The sequence below is a fragment of the Avibacterium sp. 20-126 genome, assembly GCF_044358625.1.
Taxonomy (GTDB): Bacteria; Pseudomonadota; Gammaproteobacteria; order Enterobacterales; family Pasteurellaceae; genus Avibacterium.
In genome coordinates, this window is the sequence record NZ_CP091457.1 from 1,240,816 (window position 1) to 1,257,506 (window position 16,691).

The 16,691-nt window shown below is 40.2% G+C and carries 14 protein-coding genes and 1 pseudogene; 4 read left to right on the top strand and 11 right to left on the bottom strand.

The features are described 5' to 3' along the window. Window positions 1-48: 48 nt before the first annotated feature. Together L4F91_RS05720 and L4F91_RS05725 are read left to right on the top strand one after the other, a co-directional pair. Window positions 49-408 (top strand): annotated as a pseudogene (locus tag L4F91_RS05720) (type II toxin-antitoxin system RelE/ParE family toxin). A 1-nt stretch (window position 409) separates the two neighbouring features. Next, complete coding sequence (locus L4F91_RS05725; RefSeq protein WP_250350147.1) at window positions 410-709, top strand: helix-turn-helix domain-containing protein; 300 nt, start codon at window positions 410-412, stop codon at window positions 707-709. Window positions 710-751: 42 nt separating this feature from the next. Here the strand turns inward: L4F91_RS05725 and L4F91_RS05730 are convergent, their stop codons facing one another. The 10 genes from L4F91_RS05730 to sucA all read right to left on the bottom strand — a co-directional run bounded on the left by L4F91_RS05730 (window position 752) and on the right by sucA (window position 12,945). Next, window positions 752-955: a hypothetical protein gene (locus tag L4F91_RS05730; RefSeq protein WP_395895291.1), complete on the bottom strand. Its 204-nt coding sequence runs from the start codon at window positions 953-955 to the stop codon at window positions 752-754. 239 nt (window positions 956-1,194) lie between these two features. Next, the gene (locus tag L4F91_RS05735; protein ID WP_395895293.1) at window positions 1,195-1,953 is read right to left on the bottom strand and encodes a PD-(D/E)XK nuclease family protein; all 759 of its coding nucleotides are present in this window, start codon (window positions 1,951-1,953) and stop codon (window positions 1,195-1,197) included. Between the two features lie 37 nt (window positions 1,954-1,990). After that, window positions 1,991-2,788: an ABC transporter ATP-binding protein gene (locus L4F91_RS05740; protein ID WP_395895295.1), complete on the bottom strand. Its 798-nt coding sequence runs from the start codon at window positions 2,786-2,788 to the stop codon at window positions 1,991-1,993. Beyond that, window positions 2,781-3,752: a FecCD family ABC transporter permease gene (locus tag L4F91_RS05745; protein ID WP_395895297.1), complete on the bottom strand. Its 972-nt coding sequence runs from the start codon at window positions 3,750-3,752 to the stop codon at window positions 2,781-2,783. Before L4F91_RS05745 ends, L4F91_RS05740 begins: the two co-directional genes overlap by 8 nt. A gap of 5 nt (window positions 3,753-3,757) precedes the next feature. Beyond that, window positions 3,758-4,552: a helical backbone metal receptor gene (locus L4F91_RS05750; RefSeq protein ID WP_395895298.1), complete on the bottom strand. Its 795-nt coding sequence runs from the start codon at window positions 4,550-4,552 to the stop codon at window positions 3,758-3,760. An 84-nt stretch (window positions 4,553-4,636) separates the two neighbouring features. Further along, the gene (locus tag L4F91_RS05755) at window positions 4,637-6,553 is read right to left on the bottom strand and encodes a TonB-dependent receptor plug domain-containing protein (RefSeq protein ID WP_395895300.1); all 1,917 of its coding nucleotides are present in this window, start codon (window positions 6,551-6,553) and stop codon (window positions 4,637-4,639) included. 155 nt (window positions 6,554-6,708) lie between these two features. Further along, window positions 6,709-7,581, bottom strand: coding sequence for a succinate--CoA ligase subunit alpha (sucD, locus tag L4F91_RS05760; protein WP_395895302.1), 873 nt, complete (start codon window positions 7,579-7,581; stop codon window positions 6,709-6,711). Between the two features lies 1 nt (window position 7,582). Next, window positions 7,583-8,749: an ADP-forming succinate--CoA ligase subunit beta gene (gene sucC / locus L4F91_RS05765; RefSeq protein WP_395895304.1), complete on the bottom strand. Its 1,167-nt coding sequence runs from the start codon at window positions 8,747-8,749 to the stop codon at window positions 7,583-7,585. Between the two features lie 101 nt (window positions 8,750-8,850). Next, window positions 8,851-10,071 (bottom strand): 2-oxoglutarate dehydrogenase complex dihydrolipoyllysine-residue succinyltransferase, encoded by a 1,221-nt coding sequence (gene odhB, locus L4F91_RS05770; RefSeq protein ID WP_250363101.1) that lies wholly within the window; start codon window positions 10,069-10,071, stop codon window positions 8,851-8,853. Between the two features lie 78 nt (window positions 10,072-10,149). Beyond that, window positions 10,150-12,945 (bottom strand): 2-oxoglutarate dehydrogenase E1 component, encoded by a 2,796-nt coding sequence (gene sucA / locus L4F91_RS05775; RefSeq protein ID WP_395895307.1) that lies wholly within the window; start codon window positions 12,943-12,945, stop codon window positions 10,150-10,152. 344 nt (window positions 12,946-13,289) lie between these two features. Here sucA and L4F91_RS05780 point away from each other — a divergent pair, with 344 nt between their 5' ends. After that, entirely contained in the window at window positions 13,290-14,579 is a 1,290-nt protein-coding gene (locus L4F91_RS05780; protein WP_250363103.1) for a citrate synthase, read from the top strand. A gap of 58 nt (window positions 14,580-14,637) precedes the next feature. On the opposite strand, the gene L4F91_RS05785 is transcribed toward L4F91_RS05780, so the two are convergent. After that, window positions 14,638-15,357, bottom strand: coding sequence for a helix-hairpin-helix domain-containing protein (locus L4F91_RS05785; protein WP_395895309.1), 720 nt, complete (start codon window positions 15,355-15,357; stop codon window positions 14,638-14,640). A 305-nt stretch (window positions 15,358-15,662) separates the two neighbouring features. Between L4F91_RS05785 and L4F91_RS05790 the strand changes: the two genes are divergently transcribed. Next, window positions 15,663-16,625 carry a TAXI family TRAP transporter solute-binding subunit gene (locus L4F91_RS05790; protein ID WP_395895311.1) on the top strand — a complete coding sequence of 321 codons (963 nt, stop codon included), beginning with the start codon at window positions 15,663-15,665 and terminating at the stop codon, window positions 16,623-16,625. The last annotated feature ends 66 nt before the right edge of the window (window positions 16,626-16,691 follow it).

Genomic DNA, 16,691 nt, shown 5'->3' on the forward strand with positions numbered 1-16,691 from the left:
ATAAGCTATAATTTATATTATAATTTATAGCTTATGAAAGGTAGGTAAATGACTAAACCACAGCACTGGAACGTTATATTAACGGATAATTTTGTTGCTTGGTTGAAACAGCAAAACAATGCTATTCAAGAAGATGTTACCGCTGCACTTTTACTTTTAAAAACGGTTGGCCCCTAACTTTCTCGTCCTTATGTCGATACGCTGAAAGGTTCGCAATACCCAAATATGAAAGAGCTACGCATTCAACATCAAGGCAAGCCCTTAAGAGCACTTTTTGCTTTTGATCCCTTGCGTCAAGCTATTATTTTATGTGCAGGTGATAAAAGCAACGATAAACAGTTCTATAAGAGAATGATCAAACAAGCTGACGCTGAATTTAGCGCTTATTTAAGAACACTGGAGAAGTGAAATGAAAACTTTAGAACAACTTTTAGATGAGTTTTCTCCTGAAGCTCGCCAAAGAATTGAGCAAAAAGCAGAAGAATTACTGCTTGAATCAGGATTATCTAGCATTCGTCAAGAAATGGAAATCTCTCAAAAACAGCTGGCCGATGCCCTTGGTATTTCACAACCTGCTGTTGCACAAATCGAACAGCGAGGCAATGAATTACGCCTTTCTACGCTTAAACGCTATGTAGAGACAATGGGCGGAAAACTCAGCCTTGCTATTGATATGCCTATGGGAGAAACTCGGATTTTTAAAATTTAATTTTTTATAACAAAAATGCGGTGGAAAATCACCGCACTTTTTCTATTTATTCGTAATGCATTTTAATTCTTCTAAATTTTCATTGGCTTGCTTAATAAAAGGTTCTAATAACTCAAAAATCTCTTCCGCTAATCGACCAGTGATAACTTTCTTCCAAATTTTTCCGTCCCAATTTCTTAAGTTTCCATTGCAATATTGCCATTGTATCCACCATTTAGCTTGTTCAAATCCTTCTAATTTAAACATTTCTTCTAATCTTTGGTAATTTTCCTGTGAGATATTATCTTTATTAGCCCAAACCCCATAATATGCATTATGATAAGTTCTATTATTAAATTCTATCCCAATCCCCCAAGAATATTCTTCACCTTTATCAAGATAAAAACCTGTAGATAAACCTGTTGAATAAAATCTCCAATCATCCTGAATAAGTTCATTATAGTTTTTTTCTAATTTTGTTTGCAGCTGTTCTAATAATATACTTTCTAATTTTTCATAATATTATTTGACAATTCAACCAAGGTTATTGCTGCTTCAATCCAATTAGCTTTTTTAACTAACTCATCTAATAATTGATTATTTTCTTTCTTTTCATTCATAATATCTTCTTTTAAAAATTGTATAAAACTCTGACAAAAAGCCCGAATATTTGGAGCGATTATTGCCGTTTGCTCCAGCCACTTAATCAGATCTTCTGCACCAATAGCTTTTGCTTGATTATCTTGAATTAATTTATTCCATCTATCTGTATCAATAGATTGTTCACTAGGCGGTTTCTTAAACGGGGATAAATAGATCAAACAACAAAAATTAGGGTTATAACTAGTAATATTTTCCCAATAATCTTCTAATTGGTTATTTTGATCGGCTGCATATCTTAACTTATTTTCAATAGAAATAATCCATTGGCGTTTATTATCTAAAAAACCTTCAATAAAAATATCATGTCGTCCTCGTTCTGAAGTTACTTTTTCACAAGTTACCGATACGTTGTTATAAGACAAATATTCTGGCAGGTTTAAATATTTTAATAAACTATTTAAAAATAAGTCTTGTTGTCCGTGATTTTGGCTAGGATCAAGTAAGAACGCAATGATTTCAGATAAACCATTTTCATTAGTTCTTATAAATTGAAAAGGGCTAAAACGGCTCGCATCATATAATTGTTTTTTAGCATTTTCACGCTGAAAAAAAGCAAGTGTTTTATGAATTTCAGATAAGGATTCAAGTATTGTGCTTGTCATTTTCTTTTCTCATATTTGATTAAATATAAATAGTTAATCATAATTTCTGAATAGTTCCAAACATTCTTTTTTCCACATCAATCTCCGCCTTAACGCCAAACGCAGTGGCTAAATTTTCTGCGGTTAGGACATTTTGCGTATTGCCGTGGGCGAGTAAGTTGCCTTGGTGTAGCAAGATAATCTCATCGCAGAAACGGTAAGCCAGATCAAGGTGGTGAATGGCGACAACGCAGGTAGTGCTTGGGGTGAGTGATTTTAATTGTTCTAAAATATCAATTTGATAATAAGGATCAAGAGGGGCAATGGGTTCGTCTGCCAATAAGATTGGTGCGTTTTTTATGCAACAACGGGCAAGCTGAACACGGGCTTTTTCGCCACCTGAAAGCTGTTGGAAAGGTTGTTCTAACAGATGTTGAACCGAAAATTGGCAAGCGATTTGCTGGATCTTTTCTTTCTGCCATTGCTTATTTGATGAGTGAAATAAACGATCAAAAAACGTGTCTTTTTTTGACCGCACTTTTTCACTAAGATTATCCATCGTTTCAGGTAAACCAAGTGCGATGACATCATAGACAGATAAATCCCAATAAATCGCTGTGTTTTGAGCGAAATACGCCAATATTTGGCTTTTTTGAGCTAAACTCATTTCATTGAGCGGTTGTTCATTAAATAAAATCGTGCCTGTTTCAAGTGGTAAGATACCAGCAATGGCTTTCAGCAAGGTAGATTTCCCTGCTCCATTACCGCCCATTATGCCCACCAATTTACCTTGCGGAATGTGGCAAGTGATATTCTGAATGCCGTAGGAAAGGCTAACATTATGCAATTTAATCACGGGCTAATCTCCGTTGTTGGGTAAGCAAGATCCAAATCAAGCAAGGTGCGCCAATAATGGCGGTCAGTGTGCCAATATAAATATGCGAGAAAAATGGGATATATTGAATAGCAAGATCAGCAACTAACAACAGTAATGCGCCCATTAAGCCACTTGTCAAATAAAGTTGTGATGGTTGTTTTTTGATCCAAATGCGGGCAAAGTGCGGCGCAATTAAGCCAATAAATCCGATTGTTCCTGTTTGTGGAATGGTTGCCCCCACCAGCAACGCCACGCCAAGAGTGGTGATAAAAAAGCTACGTTTTGGGTCAATACCCATCGTGCTAGCGGTTTCTTCCCCGAAGGTGAGTAAATCGAGGTAACGGCGTTGGCAATATAAACAAATTGCACCGCCTACCACAATAGGCAATGAAAGCAAGAGCGGTGTTATTTTCGCCCAGATTAATGAACCCTGTAACCAGCGGTATAATTCCGCTAATGCCCAAGGACTTTGCGCATTGGAAAGTAATAATGCAATGGCTGAACCGAGTAACATATTCACTGCAACCCCTGCTAAAATCATCATTGTTGTACCTTTATTTTTAGCGATGAAATAAACCAACAAAAAACTGCCTAACGCTCCTAAAATGCCACCAAACAGTAAAAAAGATAAAGGTAAAGAAAAATAATACAGTAAAAACACGCTTGCGGTGGTTGCCCCATTTGCTGCGCCAAGTAAGCCGGGGCTAGCCAATGGATTTTGAAATAATCCTTGCATTGCATTGCCCGCCACAGCAAGGCTTGCTCCGGTTAAAATAGCCAAACCTAGACGTGGAAAACGAATGTCCCATAACACCAAAGCTCGCATATCCGTAGCAATCCCTTGTGCATTGCGTAAATGCGCAAAATCACCAAGCTGATGAAAAATGGCAAAGGCAATTAACAAAAGTAATAAGACAAAAAGGGAAAGGTTTAATCGTTTCATTCTGGTTATTCTTCCTTATTGAGTTGGCGATAAATCATTTCCGCCCCTTGCCAAACACCGTGATCAAAGCAATAGCCATATTTTAATGGCATTGTTGCCATTCGTTGTGCGGGAAACATATTGGCTAACAAAGGGTGATTAAGCACTTCAGCCTGTTCGTTATAACCTTGTTTATCACGGATAGAAATCAGCCAATTCGGTTGCGCACGCAACAGTTTCTCAAGGGAAAAATTTTGTGCGGTTACTGCATTTTCGAGGGGGGTTAAGCCAAGCAATTTTAGCAACACTTGATATTGCGGAAAAATGGGTTCTACCACCCCAGTATCAGAAAGAATTAAGGTGTGGGTGTGAGCTTGATTAAGCTGAAAATCGCTGTTTTTTAGCTTTGCCACCAGTTGCTGAGCGTGTTTTTCATTATCAAGGCGTTTGCCTAATTGTAGGATTAATGCAAAAAGCTGCTCTGCCGTTTGTGGGCTATCATTAATAGGGAAAATCTTTACGCCAAGTTTTTTGAGATCGGCGACCAGTTGAGGATAAAACTGCTCATTGAGCAAAATGGTTTTATCTAAATAAGGCAACAAATCTGTTAATCGTGCCTCAAGCGCGGGTTTATGTTGATTAACTTTATCCAGCATCATTAAGGGATTGGTTGAATAAATAGATTGTGCGGCAATTTGTTCAGGGCGTGCTAATTCAGCCAAAAGCCTATCACTACACAATGTCAGTGAGACAAATTGCTCTTGTGCCAAAAGTGGGACTGAAAAGAAAAGTGCGGTAAAAAATAAGCGAATTTTTTGCATTAGAAAATGATGTCCAAAACAAAGTGCGGTGAAAATTTTGCTAATTTTACACCGCACTTTTACAAAAGCCTATCTGCTTATCCGTTAGAAGTTGCCTTTTAAGCCCACATATAAAGTGCGACCATATTGACCGTAACCAACGATATTTTCATATTTTTTATTAAACAGGTTATTCAAATTCGCATACACATTTAAGTTTGGCGTAATTTGATAAGTCATTCCAAGGCTAACTAAGGTGTAAGAAGGCATTTTAATTCTTGCAGGATAATTAACAAAACGTTTACCTACATAGTTTACATTCATATTCGCGCCAACGTTTTCTGTGATTTGATAAGCGACGCCAAGGTTTGCCATATGTTTTGGACGACGAACTAATGCTTTACCACGGCTGTCTTTTGTTTGGGTATAAGTATAGTTTGCGTAAGCGGTTAAATCATCGGTGATTTTTCCGTTATAAGCCACTTCAATACCTCTGATTTGAGTTGAACCACTCATATTTACCGCTTGTGAAACGTTATTAGGCAAATAAGCTGTACTAATAAAATTTTTCACATTGCGAGCAAAATAAGTGATATCTAAGCGATGACGTTTATCTGTGGTGTCAAGCAACAAGCCGATATCCCCACCTTTACTTTTTTCTGGTTTAAGGTTTGGATTAGGTAAAAATGTGCCATTGTAACCATAAAACTCTGTAATGGTCGGATTTTGGATCGCCGTACCAAAACTTGCGTGAACTTTCAGATTTTGTAATACGCGATAAGCCCCTGAAATACGTCCAGTAAAGCTGTTATCATAATGATTGCTGTCTGTGTAACGCCCACTCAAACTTAAACTATGATCATTTTCGCTAAATAAACGGTATTCCGCTGCCACGCTTTTTTCTGTTAAATGCTTTTTACTGTTAGCAGAAGAACCAAAATCATAGGTAGAACGTTGATACTCTGTAAGCAAACTCAAGGCTTGTTGCACCTCACCTTCGCGATCAAAATGAATATCTAACTGATAATTTGCATTGAGTTTTTTCGCATCATAACCGCTTGCCCACGAACCTAGCGTATCACTGTCGGTTTTTTGGTGGCTAATGTTTGCTTTATGTTTAAACAAGTCTTTATCCGATCCTACGTAGCCACCTAACTTGAAGGTTGTTTCACGGGTTCGGGTATAATCATCAAAGGTCGTTTCTGCCGCATAGCTATTATCAAAACGTGCCGTTTGGCTAAAATGACTAGCTAACAAATCAATACCTTTTTCGCCGTCATCATAGCCCACACGCAATGACAATGCATCACGGTGGAATTTATCTCGCTCTTTTGCTCCACCTGTACTGACACTGTTGCCATCTTCCGTGGTATAACGAAAACGATTTGAACTATACGCAGAAATACCTTTAGTGCGATGACTATCACCGTGTACGCTATAATAAAATCCATTTTGCTGACCTGAAAGGGTGAGCGAGCCATCATAAGTGCCTTTTGAGCCTGTGCCTAAATCAAAATCCACGTTAAAGGGTTTGTCCTTATAAAGCCCGCTTTTCGTGGTGATATAAACCACACCACCCATTGCATCACTGCCCCATAATGCAGATTGCTCACCACGCAATACTTCAATACGCTCAATGTTGCTTAGGCTTAAGCCGCCGAAATCATAGCCATAGCCTGAAACAGGATTGACTTTCACACCGTCAATAATTACTGCTGTGTGATTTGAATCTGCGCCACGCAAATAAAGATTGGTCAATGTACCGCGTCCCCCTGAGGCACCGATTGCCACACTTGGCACGGTTTTTAATACATCGGAAACATAAGTGGCATCGCGTTCAGCAAAATCTTTTTCAGTTAAAACCGTCACTGATGAGGCAGTTTGATCTTCATTCACGGGGGTGGCATAAGCAGAATACACATAAATAGGTGCAAGTGCTTCGCTTTGTGTTACGTTTTCTGTGGCATAAAGTGCGCTAGAAAACGCAAACAACATTGCTGTGGTAATCATATTTTTTTGCATTGTCTTTCCTTTCTACATAAAAAATGGCGCTATTTTGACACAGCCCCACTTGCTTCGCAAATCCGAATTATTCATTATTACAATGAATGTTATTCATTTTTCTGTCTTTACCCTTATAAAAAATCAGCAAAAACTGACTGCACTTTAGAAATGACTTATTGCGTTAAGATTTCCCTTAACGCTATTCCAATCTCCGTAAGGCTTTTCACGGTGGTTACGCCGGCTTGTTGTAGAGCGTGGATTTTTTCATCGGCAGTGCCTTTCCCACCACTAATAATCGCACCAGCGTGTCCCATTCGTTTCCCTTTTGGCGCAGTGATGCCAGCAATATATGCCACTACGGGTTTAGTGATGTTATGGCGAATAAATTCTGCGGCGTCTTCTTCCGCACTTCCCCCTATTTCACCAATCATCACGATGGCTTCAGTTTCGGGATCTTGTTGAAAGCGTTGCAGAATATCAATAAAACTTGAGCCGGAAATAGGATCGCCCCCAATCCCAACGCAAGTGGATTGCCCAAAACCTTGATCCGTTGTTTGTTTTACCGCTTCATAAGTTAATGTGCCTGAACGAGAGACAATACCAACGCGCCCTTTTTGGTGGATATTCCCCGGCATAATGCCAATTTTGCATTCATCAGGGGTGATAATTCCCGGGCAGTTTGGTCCTATCATCACTACGCCTGTTTCATTGAGTTTTTGTTTTACTTGGAGCATATCTAAGGTTGGAATGCCTTCCGTAATACAAACAATCAGTGATATTCCTGCATCAATAGCTTCAAAAATGGCATCTTTACAAAAAGGGGCAGGAACATAAATTACTGTTGCCGTTGCGCCAGTTTGGTTCACCGCTTCACGCACGGTGTTAAAAACAGGCAAACCTAGATGAGTTGTGCCTCCTTTACCGGGAGAAACACCTCCCACTAATTTTGTGCCATAAGCAAGCGCCTGTTCTGAATGAAATGTACCTTGTCCTCCGGTGAAACCTTGGCAAATCACTTTGGTGTTTTTATTCACTAAAATTGACATTTTATTCTCCTCTTGCCGCTTTCACGACTTCGCTTGCCGCTTGTTGTAAACTTTGTGCAGAAATGATGTTGGTCTTACTTTCTGCGAGCATTGCTCTGCCCAATTCCGCATTTGTCCCTTCTAAACGTACCACCACAGGGACATTCATGCCCACTTCTTTGCTTGCAGCAATAATGCCTTCAGCAATCAAATCACAACGTACAATGCCACCGAAAATATTGACTAAAATCGCTTTTACAGCCGGATCGGTTAAGATGATTTTAAACGCCTCAGCCACACGTTCTTTGGTTGCCCCGCCCCCTACATCGAGGAAATTAGCTGGCTGTCCGCCGTATAATTTAACAATATCCATTGTTCCCATTGCTAATCCTGCCCCATTAACCATACAGCCAATGTTGCCATCTAATGCTACATAATTAAGATTCCATTTTTCTGCTTCGGCTTCACGGGGATCTTCTTGACTGAGATCACGCATCGCAAGTAAATCTGGATGACGATATAGTGCATTGCTGTCCACCACGATTTTGGCATCAAGACAAGTGAGATCATCATTATCCAAAATGACCAATGGATTCACTTCTAATAAGGCGAGATCTTTTTCGATAAATAGGCGACTTAGCTGACAAAATATGTCGGTAAATTGCTTGATTTGTTTGCCCGTTAAGCCAAGTTTGAAAGCCAATTCTCTCCCTTGATATGGCATTCCGCCCACGGATAAATCAATCGAGATACGATGTAATAAGTGCGGTGTTTTTTCCGCCACTTCTTCAATATTCACGCCTCCCGCTGTGGAAACCATAAAGACAATTTGTTGCGAACGACGATCTACAATCGCACTCAGATACAATTCTTTTTTCACCGCCACGCAGTTCGTCACATAAATATGATTAATAGGCTGTCCTTTGCTATCTGTCTGAAAAGTAACAAGACGCTTGCCTAAAAATTTGTCAAAAAATGCCCGCACTTGTTGTTCAGTGCTGACCACTTGCACTCCGCCAGCCTTGCCACGTCCGCCTGCGTGAACTTGGCATTTTAACACCCATTTTGAGCCACCTAATTTTTGAATGGCCTCCAAGCCTTGCTCTAGCGTTTCGCACGCATAACCTTCACCTACGGGTAATCCGTATTGCGCAAAAAGTTGTTTTGCTTGATATTCGTGTAAATTCATCGCGTTGTCTCTCTCCCTTTGTTGTGCTGTGCTTCACAATAAATCCGCTGGTAAACTGATAAAAATAAGGCGATAAGTCTCCTTATCGCCTTAAGTTAAGACTACACTTCTAATAATAAACGTGTTGGATCTTCCAGCATTTCTTTAATAGTCACTAAGAAGCCGACACTTTCACGTCCATCAATTAAACGATGATCGTAAGAAAGCGCTAAATACATCATTGGGCGAATCACGACTTCGCCGTTCACAGCCACTGGACGATCTTTAATGGCGTGCATACCTAAAATGGCACTTTGCGGTGGGTTGATGATCGGCGTGGACATTAATGAGCCAAACACACCGCCATTAGTAATGGTGAAGTTTCCCCCCGTGAGATCTTCCACTGTTAATTTACCATCACGTCCTTTCTCAGCTAAGGTTTTGATTTGCTTTTCAATTTCCGCCATACTCAGCTTATCACAATTGCGTAATACAGGGGTCACTAAGCCACGCGGGGTGGAAACGGCAATACTAATATCAAAATAGTTGTGATACACAATATCATCACCGTCAATAGAGGCATTCACTTCTGGATAGCGTTTTAGTGCTTCTACCACGGCTTTAACGTAGAAAGACATAAACCCTAAGCGAGTATCGTGTAATTTTTCAAATTTTTCTGCGTATTTTTTACGTAGCTGCATAATCGGTTGCATATCGACTTCATTAAACGTTGTCAGCATTGCGGTGCTATTTTTCGCTTCTAATAAACGCTCTGCCACCCGCTTGCGTAAGCGTGTCATCGGCACACGTTTTTCATCACGCCCTGCCACATTCAATGTGGTTGGCGTTGCTTCTTGCTGTGGCTGAGCTTGGCTTGCTCGCTGGGCAACCGTACGTTCAATATCTTCACGAGTAATACGTCCCCCTACGCCCGTTCCCTGTACTTGATCAGCAGTTAAATCATTTTCTGCTAATAACCGACGTGCTGCTGGACTTAACGCATCGCTATTTGTCGGTTCTGATGTTAAATTTGCTAAATGGCGATCAGCAGGGGTTTGCTCGACTTTTTGCACACTTTCTTTTGTATCATTTCCAACTATCGCTTGAGCAGTTACTTTGCCTAGTACTTGGTTGCTGATTACCGTTGCCCCTTCTGCTTGTAAAATACTTTCAAGCACACCATCACCTTGTGCAGGCACTTCTAACACTACTTTATCTGTTTCAATTTCTACAAGGACGTCATCACGTTTTACTTGATCACCCACTTTTTTATGCCAAGTGGCAACCGTTGCATCTGCCACGGATTCAGGTAGCACGGGAGTTAAAATCTCAAAATCGCTCATTTTTTTATTCCTTCTTAGAGTGTCTTATTTGTGTTTGTTTGCATAAAAGTGCGGTATTTTTTGACCGCACTTTTAAGATTAGGCTAATGCCTCATTCACTAAATCACGTTGCTGTTCATTATGTAAAGCTAGATATCCCACTGCTGGCGATGCCGAAGCCGGTCTGCCCACATAGCGTAATTTACCCTGTTCTGGCAATGAACTCACAAAGTTATGCTGGCTACAATACCACGCGCCTTGGTTTTGTGGTTCTTCTTGACACCATACATAATCCGTTACGTGGCGATAAGGCGCAAGTATCGCTTTCATTTCTTCGTGCGGATAAGGATAAAGCTGTTCAATACGAATAATCGCCACATCCGTTTGATTATTCTTGCGACGTTGTTCTAATAAATCGTAATACACTTTACCCGAACACATTACCACACGTTTCACTTGCTTTGGATCGAGACGATCAATTTCGCCAATCACATTCTGATAAATGCCATTCACTAATTCTTCTTTACTGGATACAGCAAGTGGGTGGCGAAGTAAGGATTTTGGCGTAATCACAATAAGTGGACGACGTACTTTGCGGATCATTTGACGGCGTAATAAATGATAAATCTGTGCAGGCGTTGAAGGTACACACACTTGCATATTTTGTTGCGCACAAAGTTGTAAATAACGTTCTAAACGTGCCGATGAATGTTCTGGCCCTTGTCCTTCATAACCGTGTGGTAATAACATCACCAAGCCACACATTCTGCCCCATTTTTGTTCACCTGAGCTAATAAATTGGTCAATTACCACTTGCGCCACGTTAGCAAAATCACCAAATTGCGCTTCCCACAATGTAAGCGTTCTTGGCATTGTGGTGGCATAACCATATTCATAAGCTAGCACGGCTTCTTCTGAAAGCACAGAATCCCAAACTTCAAAATGCCCTTGTTGGTTATGTAGATGCGCTAATGGCGTATAGACAGTACCATCTTTTTGGCTATGCAATACGGAGTGACGATGGAAAAATGTGCCACGTCCCGCATCTTCTCCTGATAGGCGAACATTATAACCTTCATCAAGTAACGTGGCATACGCCATTGTTTCCGCCATTCCCCAATCAAATGGTTTTTCGCCTTTTGCCATTAAGTTACGATCATCATAAATTTTTTTCACTCTGGAATGAATTGGGTGATTTTCTGGGTATTCACACACTTTTAAGGCAAGCGCAGTAAAGCGTTGCTCATCAATACTGCCTTCATAATCTGACCATTCTTGGCTAAGGAATTTCATCCAATCAGAGGCTTCAACATCACGTTCACGCCATTCTGGAACAACACAATCGCCATTATCTAACGCATCACGATACTTATTCATTAATTCTAAACTGTAAGCTTCATCAATCACATTTTCTGCAATTAAGCGATCGGCATACACTTTGCGTGGAGTAGGATGACGTTTAATACGCTCATACATTAACGGTTGCGTGACTGCAGGTTCATCGGCTTCATTATGCCCATGACGGCGGTAAGAAACTAAATCAATAAAAATATCTCGTTTAAATTTATTTCTAAACTCCACTGCCATTCTTGCCGCATAAGCGACAGCTTCTGGATCATCACCATTTACGTGAATAACAGGCGCTTCGATCATTTTACCAATATCGGTGCTGTATTCCGTTGAACGCGTATCGTGTGGATTAGAGGTGGTAAAGCCAATTTGGTTATTGATGACAACTCGGATCGTTCCACCCACGGAATAACCACGCGTGGCAGACATATTTAGGGTTTCTTGCACCACGCCCTGCCCAGCTACCGCAGAATCGCCGTGTACCGTAATAGGCAACACTTTTGAGCGTTCTACATCGTTAAGTCGGGTTTGTCTCGCTCGTACTGAACCAAGCACCACAGGATTGACAATTTCCAAGTGAGAAGGATTAAATGCCAGTGCTAAATGCACCACCCCATCATCGGTCATAAAATCTGAAGAAAAACCTTGGTGATATTTCACATCACCCGTGCCATTGCCGTGATGCTTTCCGGCAAATTCATCAAATAATTCTGCCGGCTTTTTGCCTAGCACATTCACTAATAGGTTGAGTCGCCCACGGTGTGCCATTCCCATTACGATTTCTTTAATGCCTTGTTTCGCCCCTTGACGAATAATTTCTTTCATCAGCAAAATAAACGCATCACTGCCTTCAAGAGAAAAACGTTTTGCACCGGGAAATTTCGCACCAAGGTAACGCTCCAAACCATCTGCGGCCGTTAATTCTTCAAGGAATTTAAGCTGTTCTTGTTTGCTAAATAACGGTTGATTTAACCAATTTTCTAACTTTTTCTGTAACCAAGTTCGTGCCGCAAGGTCATTAACGTGCATAAACTCAAGCCCAATCGTGCCACAGTAAGTGCCTTTCAATGATGAAGAAAGCTCACGCAGGCTAATTCTCTCTTTGTCATACACATAACCACTGATGTCAAATTCTTCATCAAGATCATCATCGGTAAAACCATAGAATTTATAGTCTAAGGTTGGCGAATCCATACGTTGCCAAAGTTTTAATGGATCAAGATCCGCGTGTAAATGCCCACGATTACGGTGCGCATTCACCCATTGCAACACTTTTACCAGTCGTCCGCTAACTTTTGGATCAATGACAGTCACGCCCTCCACCTGAGCATCTCTTGCCAAACGTTTAAAATATTGACGAATAGGCGAATGGGCTTGCTCTACGACGGTGTGTTTGGGTAATTGATCAAAAATTTGCTGCCAGCTTTCATCAACAGAATGAGGATCTTGAAGATAGCTTTCATACAGTTCTTCAATATAAGACTGGTTTGCTCCATTTAACGCACTTGAAGCTAACCATTCACTAATTGGACTTGTTTGTTTCATTAATACCACCTAGCTTGGTTGGGTAGAATTTACAACCTAAAATTCATTAGGTTTATTATACATAGGATTCAATCAGAAACACGCATTGATTTTTCTTTCAGTGCTAGTCGAATAATTTAAAATCAAATTCCCCTAATTCGCAACCAATTAAATTAACAAAACATTAACATTTTCTTGATTTTTTGATCTGTCTCTCATTTTTGAGAAAATAACATTTCCTTAACAAAATTTTTTTGTAAATATTAAAGACAGCTACGCCATAACAGGTTATAGTGAAAATTCATTAGAAAGTATAATAATTCAACAAATACAACATTATCAACGCCAACAAAAGAGGAAGATCTATGACGGAATTAAATGCAAAACTCACCTTAAATGATGGACGTGAACTTGAACTCCCAATGCGTAAAGGTTCACTCGGCTATGATGTCATTGACGTTCAATCTCTAGTAAAAAATAAACTTTTTACCTTTGACCCCGGTTTTATGTCTACCGCCTCTTGTGTGTCTGAAATTACCTATATCGACGGCGATAACGGCATTCTCCTCCACCGTGGTTATCCGATTGCTGATTTAGCACAAAATGCGGATTATTTAGAAGTCGCCCACTTATTATTATTTGGCGAACGCCCAAATGCAGAAGAATACAAAGCGTTCCGCCAATTGGTGCGCAAACATACCCTTGTCCACGAACAAATTTCCCGTTTCTTCCACGGGTTCCGCCGAGATTCTCATCCGATGGCAATTATGTGTGGGGTAAGTGGTGCATTAGCTGCGTTCTATCACGATTCCTTAGATATTAATGACATTGAACACCGTGAACTTACCGCGATTCGCCTACTGGCCAAAATGCCAACACTTGCCGCGATGTGTTACAAATATTCTATCGGGCAGCCTTTTATGTTTCCGCTGAATAAACTCTCTTATTCAGGTAATTTCTTACATATGATGTTCGCAACGCCTTGTGAGCCTTATGAAGTCAATCCCGTACTTGAACGTGCAATGGATCGCATTTTTATCCTACACGCCGATCACGAACAAAACGCCTCGACCTCTACGGTGCGAACTGCCGCTTCATCAGGGGCAAATCCATTTGCTTGTATTGCTGCGGGTATTGCCTCCCTTTGGGGGCCTGCACACGGTGGTGCAAACGAAGCCTGTATCAATATGTTAGAGGAAATTGGTCGTATTGAACGCATTCCAGAATATATCGCGCGCGCCAAAGACAAAAACGATCCATTTCGTTTAATGGGTTTTGGACACCGTGTTTATAAAAACTATGATCCTCGTGCGAAAGTGATGCGTCAAACCTGCCACGAAGTGCTTAAAGAATTGAATATTAATAACCCATTATTCGATGTAGCAATGGAACTAGAGCGTATTGCATTAAGCGATCCCTATTTTATCGACCACAAACTCTATCCAAATGTAGATTTCTATTCAGGTATTATCTTAAAAGCCATAGGCATTCCAACCTCAATGTTTACGGTTATCTTCGCGCTTGCAAGAACAGTAGGTTGGATCGCGCACTGGAAAGAAATGTTTAAACCGGGCAATATGAAGATTGTACGTCCTCGCCAACTTTATACAGGACACACAGAACGTCCGTTTACTCCGTTGGAAGGAAAAGAATAACAAAAAAGGACAAAAAAACCACCGCACTTTTAAAGTGCGGTGGTTTTTTAACAAATTTTTAGAAACTTAAATAAGGAGCGATTTTTTCGATCGTTGCTTCGCCAATCCCCGAAATATTAGATAATTCTTCCACAGATTTAATTTTTCCTACTTTATTGCGGTATTCAACAATGGCATTTGCTTTTGCTTCACCGATACCTGAAAGGTTTTGCAATGTTTTAGCATCTGCTTTGTTGATGTTGATTTTTTCACCTGCATAAGTTTTCGCTTTTTCTGTCAGGGAGTTAGCTTTATCTGATGCTTTTGTTTTCACTTTTTCAGCGGCGGATTTAGCACTTTCTTTGGCTTTAGTTTCAGCTGAGTTTTTGCTATCAGTCATTTTATCCTTCGCTTTTATTGCCCCCGCTTTCATTGACGTCGCTTTTTCTTCTAGCGATTTTTTCGCTGATTTAGCGTTGCTTTTAACGTTTTTTTTACTTTCTGCCAGTTTATCTTTAGCTTTTGTTGCACTTTCTTTCACTAAAGTCGCTTTATCTTCGCCTAGTTTTTTAGCGGATTTTGCTTTATTTTCTACCGCACTTTTCGCATCAAGAACATTGTCTTTTACTTTACTGGCTTTTTCTGTGGTAAACGTTTTACCTTGTTTTATTGCATCTTGTTTCATTGTTTGAACGGTATTTTTTACCGCGTCAGTTGCGCCTACTTTTTCTGTAGAAAAGGCGGTTGATGATACTGCCATTGCTAGGCTTAATGCTAATACCGATTTTAATGTTTTCATTTTAACTCCTTAGGTTAATGAAGATTCCCTTGCGGGGGTAAGATGGGAACGCTTTCCCGTGAATTCTCCTATTAGTTTCCTTTTTTATAAAAAAGTTCCTCACATTTCATTTTTATGGATAAAAATTCGTCAAAACCCTACCGCACTCGTGTAAAAAATGATTGCAACAAGAAGCAATCTAGGGTATATCTTGTTCGTCTGTAAATTTTTTGTAAAAGTTTTAGGGCAATACAACATCTCTTAGGCATAAGCTTTTGTTCTAAAGTGATTAAGCCTTCTATAAATTAAACAGTAAAGGAGTAAAAATGAAAAAATTATTAAAACTCTCGCTTATCGCTGGTGTCGCAGCCACGTCTTTTTCTGTGCAAGCGGAAGATCAGTTTGTTACCATTGGTACAGGTGGTCAAACAGGGGTTTACTATGTGGTGGGGCAATCCATTTGCCAATTAGTAAATCGTGATACCGCAAAAACCCATATCAAATGTAACGCCCCTTCAACAGGTGGTTCTGTGGCAAATTTAAATGCCATTGCGGCAAATCAAATAGAGATGGGAATTGCACAATCAGACTGGCAATATCACGCCTACCACGGCACAAGCTCCTTTGCTGGTAAGAAAAATGATAAATTGCGTGCGGTATTCTCAATTTACCCTGAACCATTCACATTAATGGCACGTGATGATGCCAATATTAACTCTTTTGATGATTTGAAAGGGAAACGTGTGAATGTTGGCGATCCAGGTTCAGGTACTCGTGCAACAATGAATGTTATTTTAGCGGCTAAAGGTTGGACAGATAAAGAATTTAAAGTCGCTTCTGAGTTAAAACCCGCAGAAATGGCATCAGTGATGTGTGATAACAACTTAGATGCGATTACCTATAACGTAGGCCACCCAAATGGCGCTCTAAAAGAAGCAGCGGCTTCTTGTAATGCCCATCTTGTGCCTGTTACAGGTGAAGCCATTGATCGCTTAGTGGCAGCAAATCCTTATTATGCTAAAGCAACAATTCCGGGTGGATTATACCGTGGGACAGATAATCCAGTAGATACATTCGGGGTATATGCTACTTTAGTGACCTCTTCAGACGTACCTGATGACAAAGTTTACGCAGCGGTAAAAGCCGTCTTTGATAACTTTGATCGTTTCAAACGCTTACATCCAGCCTTTGCTAACCTAAAAGAAGAAGAGATGATTAAAAACGCCCTTTCTGCGCCATTACACGATGGTGCAGTACGTTACTATAAAGAACGCGGTTGGTTACAATAATTTCATCTTGATTATTTAGGCAGGCTTAGCCCTGCCTTTTTCTGTTTTCATTATTTTAAAATTTTT

Excerpts from the sequence above, each read along its gene's own strand:
- odhB (WP_250363101.1), bottom strand. The coding sequence starts at position 10,071 with ATGAGCGATTTTGAGATTTTAACTCCCGTGCTACCTGAATCCGTGGCA.
- sucD (WP_395895302.1), bottom strand. The coding sequence starts at position 7,581 with ATGTCAATTTTAGTGAATAAAAACACCAAAGTGATTTGCCAAGGTTTC.
- L4F91_RS05730 (WP_395895291.1), bottom strand. The coding sequence starts at position 955 with ATGTTTAAATTAGAAGGATTTGAACAAGCTAAATGGTGGATACAATGG.
- L4F91_RS05755 (WP_395895300.1), bottom strand. The coding sequence starts at position 6,553 with ATGCAAAAAAATATGATTACCACAGCAATGTTGTTTGCGTTTTCTAGC.
- L4F91_RS05745 (WP_395895297.1), bottom strand. The coding sequence starts at position 3,752 with ATGAAACGATTAAACCTTTCCCTTTTTGTCTTATTACTTTTGTTAATT.
- L4F91_RS05725 (WP_250350147.1), top strand. The coding sequence starts at position 410 with ATGAAAACTTTAGAACAACTTTTAGATGAGTTTTCTCCTGAAGCTCGC.
- L4F91_RS05735 (WP_395895293.1), bottom strand. The coding sequence starts at position 1,953 with ATGACAAGCACAATACTTGAATCCTTATCTGAAATTCATAAAACACTT.
- L4F91_RS05785 (WP_395895309.1), bottom strand. The coding sequence starts at position 15,357 with ATGAAAACATTAAAATCGGTATTAGCATTAAGCCTAGCAATGGCAGTA.
- L4F91_RS05790 (WP_395895311.1), top strand. The coding sequence starts at position 15,663 with ATGAAAAAATTATTAAAACTCTCGCTTATCGCTGGTGTCGCAGCCACG.
- L4F91_RS05780 (WP_250363103.1), top strand. The coding sequence starts at position 13,290 with ATGACGGAATTAAATGCAAAACTCACCTTAAATGATGGACGTGAACTT.
- sucA (WP_395895307.1), bottom strand. The coding sequence starts at position 12,945 with ATGAAACAAACAAGTCCAATTAGTGAATGGTTAGCTTCAAGTGCGTTA.
- L4F91_RS05750 (WP_395895298.1), bottom strand. The coding sequence starts at position 4,552 with ATGCAAAAAATTCGCTTATTTTTTACCGCACTTTTCTTTTCAGTCCCA.
- sucC (WP_395895304.1), bottom strand. The coding sequence starts at position 8,749 with ATGAATTTACACGAATATCAAGCAAAACAACTTTTTGCGCAATACGGA.